Consider the following 11932-nt stretch of genomic DNA (forward strand, 5'->3'; position numbering starts at 1 on the left):
CGAGCATGAACCAAGATCATTCAGTTAATTTTGAATTGTGGAATGAGGATCTGGCACCGACCACGGCCAGCCAGCGCACCTGGCGCTGGTTTCATTTTGCGGCACTCTGGGTAGGGATGGTGATGTGCATCCCCGCTTACACCTTGGCCGCAAGTTTAATAGAAGGCGGTATGTCGGCCATGCAGGCAGTGCTGACGGTGTTTCTAGCCAATGCGATTGTGCTGCTGCCTATGCTCTTGATAGGCCACGCTGGGACTAAATACGGGATACCGTATGCGGTACTGGCACGCGCCTCATTCGGCACCAGCGGCGCCAAATTGCCTGCCCTGATGCGTGCCATTGTGGCTTGCGGTTGGTACGGCATACAAACCTGGTTTGGCGGGCAGATGATTTATACCCTGGCCGGTGTGATGCTGGGCCATGCGCTGGGCGGCGAAGCGATCGCCGGCTTAGGTATCAATGGCGCGCAACTGATCTGTTTTCTGATATTTTGGGCGATACAGTTCTGGTATATTTTTCACGGCATGGATTCGATACGCAAGCTGGAAACCTATACCGCCCCCTTGAAAATTCTGATTTGCTTCGTTCTGCTGGGCTGGGTCTACAACAAAGCCGGCGGTTTTGGCCCTATCCTCGATCAACCATCTCAGTTCGTAGAGGGTGGCAAGAAAGCCGGGCAATTCTGGTCTAGTTTTTGGCCCTCGCTAACCGCCATGGTCGGCTTTTGGGCTACGCTGGCCTTGAACATCCCGGACTTTACCCGCTTCGCCAAAACCCAGCGCGATCAGGTTTTGGGCCAAAGCATAGGCTTACCAGTACCGATGGCGCTACTGTCTATGCTGGCAGTCATCGTCACTTCGGCCACCGTGGTTTTGTACGGCAAGGCGATCTGGGATCCAGTCGATCTGGCCAGTCGCATGACCGGCATCGCCGTCTTGATCGCCTTGATTGTTTTACTGATCGACACCGTCAGCGTGAATCTGGCTGCCAATCTGGTGGGCCCAGCCTACGATTTTTCGGCACTCAGCCCTAAGCTGATCTCCTACAAAACCGGGGGCTACATCACCGCCTTCATTGCAATCGCCATCATGCCTTGGAAAATATTAGAGTCGACTCAGGGTTATATTTTTACCTGGTTGATCGGCTACTCTGCCTTACTCGGGCCTATCGCTGGGATCTTGATCGTTGACTATTACCTGATACGCAAAACCGGACTCGATGTCGCCCAATTGTACGTGGCGGACGGTGATTACTCCTACGTCGGTTCGGCTATACCAGGCTGGAACATGGCGGCCATCATTGCCTTCATCATCGGCGTGCTACCGAATATTCCCGGATTTTTAAATGCGGCGTTTCCGGCATCCTTCCCCACAACATCGGTGGCCTTCAAGACCATTTACACCTATGCCTGGTTTGTTGGTCTGCTGCTTTCCAGTCTGGTGTACATGATCATGATGCAAGGCCAAAGCCTTACGCTCAAAAACGCGACTAGCGGTGAACACGCTAGTATGTAATTAATCAGACATTGTTAGGAATCACGATGAGTATCTTGATACGTGGCGGAACGGTAGTCAATGCAGACCGCGAATATAGTGCCGACGTGCTCTGTGCCGACGGCAAGATCATCGCGGTCGGAGAGAATCTGCGCACTCCGGCCAGCGCAGAAATCATAGACGCACATGGACAGTATGTGATGCCGGGCGGGATTGATCCGCACACCCATATGCAGCTACCCTTCATGGGCACCGTCACTGCCGATGATTTTTTTACCGGCACCGCTGCTGGTCTGGCAGGCGGCACTACCAGTATCATCGATTTTGTCATCCCTAACCCGCAGCAGTCATTAATGGAAGCCTACCAAACCTGGCGCGGCTGGGCCGAAAAATCTGCGGCCGATTACAGCTTTCATGTCGCCATCACTTGGTGGGATGATACGGTGCACGCCGACATGGGCAAGCTGGTGCGTGATTGCGGCGTGAATAGTTTTAAACACTTTATGGCCTATAAAAACGCCATCATGGCCGATGACGAAATTCTGGTAAAAAGCTTTACCCGCGCGCTGGAACTGGGCGCCATGCCTACCGTACATGCAGAGAACGGCGAACTGGTTTTTACTCTTCAACAAAAGTTATTGGCGCAAGGCATGGCAGGGCCGGAAGCCCATCCACTCTCACGCCCGCCCGCGGTCGAAGGCGAAGCGGCGAACCGCGCCATCGCGATTGCCAACGTACTCAACACGCCGGTGTATATCGTGCATGTCTCGTGTATGGAATCGTTGGAAGCCATCACGCGCGCGCGCAGCAAGGGCCAGCGCGTATTTGGCGAAGTGTTGGCGGGGCATTTGACGATAGACGATAGCGTGTACCGTAATCCGGATTTTGATATTGCGGCTGGCCACGTGATGAGCCCGCCATTTCGCTCCAAAGAACATCAGGCCGCCCTGTGGCAAGGCCTGCAAAGCGGCAATTTACATACCACCGCGACCGACCACTGTACTTTTTGCGACACACAAAAAGCCGCTGGCAAAAACGACTTTACCAAAATACCGAATGGTTGCGGCGGCGTAGAAGAGCGCATGGCGGTGATCTGGGATACAGGTGTCAACAGCGGCAGGCTGACCCCGTCAGAATTCGTCAAAGTGACATCGACCAACGCCGCGCAGATTTTTAATATTTATCCACGCAAGGGCATCATCGCGGTAGGTGCCGATGCCGATATCGTCGTCTGGGATCCAAGCGCGACAAGGACAATTTCGGCCAAGACGCAATTTGCCAAAGGTGGTTTCAATGTGTTCGAAGGTCGCACAGTGCGCGGCGTTCCAACGCACACGCTAAGCGGCGGCAAGCTAGTGTTTAAAGAGGGCGATCTACGTGCTGTGGCGGGGGATGGTAAGCATGTCGATAGGCCGGCGTTCTCGCCTATGTTTGATGCCTTAAAGCAGATGGCGAAAGTCACTGCGCCGCATAAAATCCAGCGCTCATAGAGTCCCCTCTCCCGCATACGGGAGAGGGTTAGGGTGAGGGTCATGGCAAACGTGTGCGATGATCGAAAAGAAAAATCGCCAAGTTCTCGCCTTGTTTTTAATATACCTTGTCATTACTAACACCCTCTCCCGCCAGTGGGAGAGGGGGCTAGCTAAAGTAAATGACAAGCATTCAAGTTTGTTTTTCAAAGAAAGCATCAGCATGCAAACCGACGCATTACGTATCAATGGTTCCCGCCTATGGTCAGCCATCATGGAGTTGGCGCAGATCGGCGCCACTGCCAAAGGCGGTGTGAAACGTCTGGCCTTAACTGAACTCGATAAGCAAGGCCGCGATCTGGTGGTTGGCTGGGGCAAGCAGGCGGGCTTAAGCATCACGGTGGACCAGATCGGCAATGTTTTCATGCGCAGGGAAGGCACAAACCCGGCGCTGCCGCCGATAGTCTCAGGCAGCCACATCGACACCCAGCCCACGGGCGGCAAATTCGATGGCAATTACGGCGTGCTGGCTGCGCTGGAAGTGGTGCGCACGCTGAACGATCACAAGATACTAACCGAAGCGCCGATAGAGGTAGCGTTCTGGACCAATGAAGAAGGCTCGCGCTTTGTGCCGGTGATGATGGGCTCAGGCGTATTCTGCGGTGCCTTCAGCCTGGACACTGCGTATGCCGCCTGCGACACTGAGGGCAAGAACGTCAAGGATGAGTTGCAAGGCATAGGCTATCTGGGCAGGCAAGTACCGGGCAACCATCCTATCGGAGCCTACTTTGAAGCCCACATAGAGCAAGGCCCAGTGCTGGAAGACGCCGACAAGGTCATCGGTGTGGTACCAGCGGTCATGGGATTATCCTGGTACGACTGCGTGGTCACCGGCATGGAGGCGCACGCTGGCCCGACACCCATGCACCTGCGCAAAGACGCGCTGCAAGTGGCGACAAAAATCATGCAAGAAGTAGTCAATATCGGCAACCGTTATCCGCCGTATGGGCGCGGCACGGTGGGCATGGTGCAGGTGTTTCCGAACAGCCGCAACGTGATCCCGGGCGAAGTCAAATTTAGTATAGACCTACGCAATATCAACGACGAATTACTCAATAAAATGCATGAGGAAATTCTCGCCTTCGCCGAAAAAATCGCGGTCGAGACTGGCCTGAAAATTCACACTGAGCGCGTCTCGTATTACCCGCCCTGCCCCTTCCATCCGGAATGTGTGGATGCGGTCAGAAGCGCCACCGCTAAACTCGGTTACAGCAATATGGACGTGGTCTCAGGCGCAGGCCACGACGCAATCTACGCCGCCAGGCTGGCACCGGCTGGCATGATTTTCGTGCCTTGCAAGGACGGTATCAGCCACAACGAGATCGAAGACGCCAGAGCCGATCATCTGGAAGCCGGTTGCAATGTGCTCTTGCATGCCATGCTGGAGCGGGCGAAAGTGCTGGTGAATTGATTTTCTAAAACGTAGGGTGGGCACGGCATCATCGTGCCCACGCGTATCGATTGATAAGTGGCCAAACTCGCAAGCACCGACGCTTGCATTTTCTAAGCGATGGCCCAATCGTGTGGATATGTTCCACTTTTCACATATCGATGAAAGCTCGAATACGGCCAATCAAGCACACGATCAACCAAGCGGTGTTTCACCGGATTGAAATGTAAATAATCCATGTGACGAGCATAGTCGGCGTCATCACGAATTTGATGCTCCCAAAAACGTCGTTGCCAGATGGTCGATTCGCGATGTTTTTGTTTAGACGGAGTGATCCAATCATCGCGAAAATAGCTAGCCTTGCATGCCAACGATACCTTTCTTTTAATCATCATCCAGCGCGTAGAAAAATCCACATCTCCTTCGGGTAAAGTCCAAATACAATGCAAATGATCTGGTAACAAAACCCATGCATCAATAACGAAAGGTCGGGAGCAGCGCACCGATTCAATTGCTCCTCTCAAAGTATCGCGGACAAGTTCATCACATAAAATGGTCTGTCGACGGTAAGTAACAACGGTAAAAAAATAGGTGCCCCCTGCGACAGACGAACGACGATAATGCGACACAGAAACTCCTAAGCAAAATAATCTGTTCCCGCGTGGGCAAAAAAACTGCCCACCCTACTTGATCTAAAAGAATCAATAAAACGGTGCCTGTATGCCTTCCATCTCGAAAGTTTTGATGATAGATCGACGTTCGAATAGCCGCTGTAAATACGGGCCTAACTGAGCATAGTCACGCGCTGGTTTTTGCATGCCACGGGTCCAGCGGCACAGCATAAACAAAAACAGGTCAGCGATACTGACTTGCTCACCGAGCAGATACGCACCTTGAGCTTGCGCCAGATGATCGTCGATATAGCCTAGCATTTGCGCCACGCGCTGCTCCGCATGGGCCTTAACCTGAGCCGCACCTGCGACATCATCATGCAGACGTTCCGGGTAAAAATAACTCAGTAACTCCGCTTGCAAAGTATTAGTCAAATACATCATCCACTGATACAAGCGGGCGCGCTCTGGCGTGCCAAGCGCAGGTGAAAAATTTATCGCCTTGTGTTGCGCAGCATATTGATCGGCCAGATACAGGCAAATCGCAGCGCTCTCGGTCAACTGCAAATCGCCATCAATCAAGAGCGGGATCTTGCCGTTCGGATTAAGCTTCAGATAGGCCGCTTGTTGATGTTCTTGCTTACTGGTATCGACCAGCACCAGTTCGTAGGGCAAGCCCAGCTCTTCCAATAAAAAATGCGGGGCCAAACAGGCGGTTCCAGGCGAATAATAGAGTTGCATCATGAGATCCATAGACGTTAAGAGGAAGAAACTGGTGGCTAGCTGGTCATGCGCTATCAGCCGAGCTTAGCTGCCAGCATAATAGCAGAGCATTGCTAGCAAAAAAACAGCCTAAAATGGAAGCGGGGAAAGCATTTTCACTAAGCTGAGTTGGCAAGGCGCAATCAGCATGCGGCTTGCAGGCCGAAATGCCGCCAGCAGGCGCATAGAATATGCGCCTGCACTTTGCGGAACTTCTAAAAACCTGTAACTGTTCAGCCTAATATACAAAGCCCTTCTCCCGCTCGCGGGAGAAGGGTTGGAATGAGGGTAGTTTAAATTTGCACAATGTTTGATTTTTCATATTGCTAAGCGCATCAGTTATTTGAAGGCAAGCGTTGCTCAATCACCCTCACCCCGGCCCTCTCCCGCTAGCGGGCGAGGGAGTTTTCATCGCTGGCTGAACAGTAACAAAAACCTATAAATTATTCCGACTAGGCGTAAGCCCGAAGACGGTATTTACGGCAAACGCGTACAAGGACGCTGGGCGGTTTTGCGTAAGTCCTATAAATGCAGATTTTTCCAAATCGTGACATCCAAACCGCGGGCAGCTGCGTTAAGTACTTATCTCTATCTGCGTCCCAGATTCCGGCCCACTTTCAGAAAGCCCAAAATGCCTGCATTTCAGCAATACCCTGCTCGCCTACTCTGTGCTGTACTGCTCGTGTGCAATTTTCTCGCGAGTGGCTGGGCGCAGGCTCAGGAAGATCCGCCGAGCCGGGTGGCGCGCCTGAGTTACACCCTGGGCAGCGTCAGTCTGGCGCCTGCTGGTACTGAGCAATGGCTAGTGGCAGATCCTAACCGGCCACTGACTTCCGGTGACCGGCTGTGGGTGCCCGCTGGTGCCAGGGCCGAGCTGCATTTGGGTGCCAGCAGTTTGCGGCTGGCAGAAAATACCGGGATCACTATCGTCAAACTGAGCGACCATCAGCTGCAGCTCACCATCAGCACGGGCACGCTGATAATCCGTCAACGCAGTCTGGGTAGCCAGGAGGTGATAGAGCTCAACACGCCGAATTTAGCCTTTGCATTGCAGGAAGCGGGCGAGTACAAGCTTACAGTTTCACCGAATCAGAGCAGCATTATGGTAAGACGTGGTACTGGAATCGCCTATGGCGAACGCGATAGCATCACTCTGCACGAAGCCGAACAAGTCAACTTTTCTGGCAATAATCTGGCGCACAATAGCATCGCTAGAATGCCGCCCTACGATGAGTTTGATTTGTGGGTGAATGAGCGCGACAAGCTGGAAGATAACTCGGTCTCGGCGCGCTATGTATCGCGCGAAGTCATCGGTTATCAGCAACTCGATCAACATGGCAGCTGGGAGACCCATGTTGAGTATGGGGCGATCTGGATCCCGCGCACTGTCGAGGTTGGATGGGCGCCGTATCGCAACGGCAATTGGGTTTGGGTAGCACCGTGGGGCTGGACTTGGGTAGACCGCGCGCCCTGGGGTTTTGCGCCCTTCCACTATGGACGCTGGGCCTGTATCGGCCCACGCTGGGTCTGGGTACCGGGCCCCTATCTGCATCACGCTTCGCCGGTGTATGCACCAGCGCTGGTGGCCTTTGTCGGTGCTGCGCCTGGCGTGCATCTGAATATTAATATCAACACTGGATCGCATCCGCATCCAGCCTGGCTACCACTGGCGCCTGGCGAGGTCTATCGCCCGTATTACCGTGGCAGCAGCGCCTATATTGAACGCCTCAACCAGCATCAGGACTATCGCGCCAGCATCAATCAAAATAATAACCAACATAATACCCCGCTTGGCGATAATCAAGCCAACCGCCCCTACCGCAACCAAGCCTTACCAAATGCCATCAGCTCTATGCCAGAAAATCAATTCCTGCGCGGTCAAGCCAGTAGCGTGAACCCGGCTCTGCTAGGCGCGACACTGGTGAATAACAGAGCGGCCAGCACCCAGAGCGCAGCACTGCCGCCCTCCACCGAGAGCATCTACGGCAATGCCAAACGGATTGCCACACCGGCCAATGATGCATGGATGCGCCGGGCAGTGATACCAAGCCCAGAGCGCGCCAGCAGCTATCGCTCGGCCATACAAGAGCGCAATGCGGAGCAAATTGCAGAACATGACAAGCCTAGATATGCGCCTCACTATGGCAACCGAATAGCCACTCCAGCAACCTCATACAACGACAACTTGGCGCCGCCAAACGAGCTTAGAAACCGCCCTAGCCCTAGCCTTAGCATGACAGCGCCAGCCGCGGTCCAGCCTGAGCGCGCCCGCAGCAATGCGGTGGATTATCGCAACCCTATACAAAACCCGGCTAACACGGCTTCCTATGCGGCACCGCCAAACCTGCCAGCGAAGCCCAGCCCCACTTCAAACTATGCCGGATGGACTCAAAACAATCCAGCCCAAGCCATCTTGCAAGAAAATGAAAGAGCCCGCGATGCGGAACGTCAACAAGCTGAACGCCGCGCTGAGCAGCAAACAGAGCGACGCAATCAGAACGAGCGCGAAGCCTATGGAGTTCGCAATCAGCCGTCTGGCAATTATCAAGTCGAACAAAATCAAAGAAGAAGTGAAGCGCCTAGGACGATGACGGAGAGCAATCACAATGCGCGAGCCACAATAGCGCCGCAAGAAACGGTACGTGTAAATCCAACGCCAGAAGTCAGGCCGGTCACCCAAGCCCGCCCCGACCGCGCCAGCATCGCCGAGCCCAAAGAGAACCCGCGCAACAACCACAGAACCGGGCAAGCCAGAGAACTAGAGCGATGAGCGCACACAACTTGCATTTCGATTCATGTAGAGCGTACAGATTGTGTTGGGCGATACACATTCCCTTTTTCTGCCAACGGTCGGTTTTCCTTCCAGACCACGGTATAGTTTTTCGCCTTATACACTGCGGCGTCCTTATCCATCTTTGCACAAGACGCAAAGAGATGAGCGCAAGTCCGCCACCGCAGGGCTAGCGGCGGGACAGATACAGAGCTCGCATAAAAGCTGCCATCTGTATCTTGACGCTGTTTGGCCGCGCTCCTAGACTAGCCTCACCTGATACCCACCGATAGATCCACATGACCGAACTACTACCCTTGATGACGTATTGTTTTGTGATGTCGGGTACCCCCGGGCCAAACAACGTCATGCTGGCCAGCTCGGGCGCAAATTTCGGTTACCGTGGTGCGCTGCCGGCGATACTAGGCATACAGTTCGGCGTCTTCGTACAAACTCTGGTGGTGTGTATCGGCCTGGGCAATGTGTTTATCGCCTATCCACAAATCCAGCAAGTGCTAAGGATTGCCGGTGCCCTCTATCTGGTGTATTTGGCGTGGAAATTAAGTGGCGCATCGGTAGGCGAGGCGCATGCCCCTACTCCGGTATCATTCGCTCAGGCGGCACTTTTTCAGGCACTTAATCCCAAGACCTGGGTCAAGTCTATCACCATCGCCTCGGTGTTCATGCCGCTAGGTCTGAGCGCCAGCAGCGCTGCGCTGCTGGTCGCGGTGGTCGGGACCTTGGTAGGTTTTCCATGTAGTTCCATGTGGGCCTTGTTCGGCGTGGCGATACGTGGCTTGCTGCGCGACCCACGCAAACAGCGCGTATTCAATCTGACTATGGGTGCGACCCTGCTGATGCTGGCTGGTTTATTTTTACGCTAAACTTCCTGCTGTGACGATGCTGGCTAAATCCTAAGAAAAGTTCTTTTGAGCAGCGGCGGTGCTTACTGTAGAATTATTTGACTATGCAGACTAGCTCCTGCTCTTCTGCCAGCTAGTTCCCGGTCTGGATAATAAGCACATGTTACTCGTACTAAAAACCCTGTTCGAGAGTGAGCTATTAAGTATTCGCCACGCCATCGCACGCCCCGCATCTACGCGCTGCAGTGAGCTCAGACATGCCAGCGCCGACGTCTTTTTATTGCCGATTGCCGGACTGTTTGCCAAGCATGACAGCCCCAGGCAACATTTCATTGCCAACCCGAATCACGCTTTGTTCTTTGGCTGTGGCCAGGCGTATAGGCTCAGTTTCCCTGGCGGTATCGGCGATGAATCGCTGCTGTTTGAATTCTCGCCAGAAGCGCTGTCTAAGCTAGTCACTGAAACCCTGGGTCTGCCGGATCTACGCTCCGCCGCACTCAACCGGCATTGCCTGCTAGCGCCAGCCACATTGCTGGAGCGCGAGCTGCTCTGGCGTCATTTAACGCTAGCCCACAGCAAGCCACTGGCGATTGAAGAACTCAGTGTGAGCGTGCTCACTAAAGCCCTGCAAACAGCCAGTAAAGATAGCAGGCTTGCCGAGCGCGCCAGACATGTGCAGAGCGTAACGCGCAGACGCCAACAAGTAGAGGTCGTAAAAGAAGCGATTTCGCTACGGCCTATGCAGGAATGGACACTCACTGAGCTAGCGCGCCTGGCCGAAACTTCACCCTACCATCTGGCACGCATCTTCAGAACCGAAGTCGGCTTACCTGTACATCGCTACCTGATACGCACCCGGCTAGGCCAGGCTTTAGAAACTATGCGTACGCAGGATCAGGATCTGACGACCATCGCCCTCGATTGCGGCTTTGCTCATCACAGCCACTTTAGCGCCAGCTTTCGCTCGGTATTTGGCATGACGCCCTCGCGCTTACGCACGCGCATGCGGGTCTGAGGGGAACTTCTAACCCCCCCTTAATCGGGATGCAGCGCTAGGCGCTGGTATCGAGCAAGATCCTGATAGCGCAAATAATTCGCTTTCCCTAAGATGCAAAGATATTGCTATTTTTTAGGGAAATTTTATGCCGCACTATGTCGCCAACAAAAGCTTGCTGGCTCACCCCCGCAGCCTGATACTGCTGGCTCTGCTAATGTTAGCGTTTCCCTTTTTTGCCGCCCAGTTCGGCAATGCATGGGTGCGCATCATGGATCTGGCCTTGTTGTATATCATGCTGGCCCTGGGTCTAAACATCGTGGTTGGTTTCGCCGGCCTGCTCGACCTCGGTTACATCGCCTTCTATGCACTGGGCGCGTATATGACGGCACTGCTGGCCTCACCCCAATTTGCGCTGGTACTCGAATCCATCGTCAACCACTATCCGCTGCTAGGGAAGAGTTTGCTGTGGTTATGCGGGCCTGAGATTGCGCAAAACGGCATCCATTTATCGGTATTCTTTATCGTTCCGCTAGGCGCCGCCTTAGCGGCATTTTTCGGCGCTTTGCTGGGTGCGCCTACGCTCAAACTGCGCGGTGATTACCTGGCCGTGGTGACGCTGGGCTTTGGTGAAATCATCCGTATCTTTATCAACAACCTCAATGCCCCTATCAACCTCACCGATGGTCCGCGCGGCATCAATATGATAGACCCTATCCGTATTTTCGGGATCTCGCTGGCGGGCGAACCAGGCTCGGGCGCCAATCTGAATCTGGCCGGATATTCTATGCCCTCGGTGAATGCCTATTACTTCTTATTTCTATTTTTGTGCGTAGTGATCGCCGTCGTCTCTATACGTCTACAAAACTCGCGCTTGGGGCGAGCCTTTGTGGCAATCCGCGAAGATGAAATCGCCGCGATGGCGATGGGTATTAACACCCGCAATATTAAATTGCTCGCCTTTGCGTTGGGGGCCTCTTTTGGCGGCGTGGCCGGGGCCATGTTTGCCTCGTTTCAAGGCTTTATTTCGCCAGAATCTTTTTCGCTGAGCGAATCGATCACGGTACTGTCTATGGTGGTGCTGGGCGGCATGGGGCATATACCCGGCGTTATCCTGGGTGCGATCTTACTCGCTGCTTTGCCAGAAATTTTGCGCTACCTGGTTGAACCGATACAGCTGCATGTATTCGGGCAGGTAGTGATAGAAGTCGAAGTCTTACGTCAATTGCTGATGGGGATGACGATGGTCCTCATCATGCTGAAACGCCCTTGCGGCCTATGGCCCAGCCCCAGACATGAAGATCGCCTAGTTCCAGAACCAGATCTAGCCACGTGCAGGTCAGCGCCCTAAAAAATGAGCGCTGGCTATGCGGCGCTGCTGCTGCCGGCAATAGGCTAACTGGTGAGCCTAGCATGCAATTCTATCTGAGCCTGGTTCGGGGTGGAGCTACGTGGCCTGCTACACGATCCACGCAAACAGCGCTTATTCAATCTGACTATGATTGCCACATTACTGCTGC

Annotated in this window: 9 protein-coding genes; 7 read left to right on the forward strand and 2 right to left on the reverse strand. The window is 53.9% G+C overall.

The window, feature by feature from the left end:
* Positions 1–5 precede the first annotated feature (5 nt).
* The 3 genes from EJN92_RS05350 (at position 6) to EJN92_RS05360 (ending at position 4433) form a co-directional block, all read left to right on the forward strand.
* Positions 6–1514: an NCS1 family nucleobase:cation symporter-1 gene (locus EJN92_RS05350; RefSeq protein ID WP_126126863.1), complete on the forward strand. Its 1509-nt coding sequence runs from the start codon at positions 6–8 to the stop codon at positions 1512–1514.
* 26 nt (positions 1515–1540) lie between these two features.
* Positions 1541–2983 carry a dihydropyrimidinase gene (gene hydA / locus EJN92_RS05355; protein ID WP_126126864.1) on the forward strand — a complete coding sequence of 481 codons (1443 nt, stop codon included), beginning with the start codon at positions 1541–1543 and terminating at the stop codon, positions 2981–2983.
* A gap of 202 nt (positions 2984–3185) precedes the next feature.
* The gene (locus tag EJN92_RS05360) at positions 3186–4433 is read left to right on the forward strand and encodes a Zn-dependent hydrolase (RefSeq protein ID WP_126126865.1); all 1248 of its coding nucleotides are present in this window, start codon (positions 3186–3188) and stop codon (positions 4431–4433) included.
* Positions 4434–4525: 92 nt separating this feature from the next.
* Here EJN92_RS05360 and EJN92_RS05365 read toward each other — a convergent pair whose 3' ends face one another.
* Together EJN92_RS05365 and EJN92_RS05370 are read right to left on the reverse strand one after the other, a co-directional pair.
* On the reverse strand, positions 4526–5041 hold the full coding sequence (locus EJN92_RS05365) for an REP-associated tyrosine transposase (protein ID WP_126126866.1): 516 nt from the start codon (positions 5039–5041) through the stop codon (positions 4526–4528).
* Positions 5042–5113: 72 nt separating this feature from the next.
* A complete protein-coding gene (locus tag EJN92_RS05370; RefSeq protein WP_322348676.1) occupies positions 5114–5764 on the reverse strand; it encodes a glutathione S-transferase family protein in 651 nt (216 codons plus the stop codon).
* 703 nt (positions 5765–6467) lie between these two features.
* On the opposite strand from EJN92_RS05370, the gene EJN92_RS05375 reads away from it, so the two are divergent.
* The 4 genes from EJN92_RS05375 to EJN92_RS05390 all read left to right on the forward strand — a co-directional run bounded on the left by EJN92_RS05375 (position 6468) and on the right by EJN92_RS05390 (position 11763).
* Positions 6468–8555 carry a DUF6600 domain-containing protein gene (locus tag EJN92_RS05375; RefSeq protein WP_126126867.1) on the forward strand — a complete coding sequence of 696 codons (2088 nt, stop codon included), beginning with the start codon at positions 6468–6470 and terminating at the stop codon, positions 8553–8555.
* A 299-nt stretch (positions 8556–8854) separates the two neighbouring features.
* Positions 8855–9439, forward strand: a complete 585-nt coding sequence (locus EJN92_RS05380) for a LysE family translocator (protein WP_126126868.1) — start codon at positions 8855–8857, stop codon at positions 9437–9439.
* A gap of 139 nt (positions 9440–9578) precedes the next feature.
* A complete protein-coding gene (locus EJN92_RS05385; RefSeq protein ID WP_126126869.1) occupies positions 9579–10433 on the forward strand; it encodes a helix-turn-helix transcriptional regulator in 855 nt (284 codons plus the stop codon).
* A 127-nt stretch (positions 10434–10560) separates the two neighbouring features.
* Positions 10561–11763 carry an ABC transporter permease subunit gene (locus EJN92_RS05390; RefSeq protein WP_126126870.1) on the forward strand — a complete coding sequence of 401 codons (1203 nt, stop codon included), beginning with the start codon at positions 10561–10563 and terminating at the stop codon, positions 11761–11763.
* Positions 11764–11932 lie beyond the last annotated feature (169 nt).

It is taken from the genome of Undibacterium parvum (genome assembly GCF_003955735.1).
GTDB lineage: Bacteria > Pseudomonadota > Gammaproteobacteria > Burkholderiales > Burkholderiaceae_D > Undibacterium > Undibacterium parvum.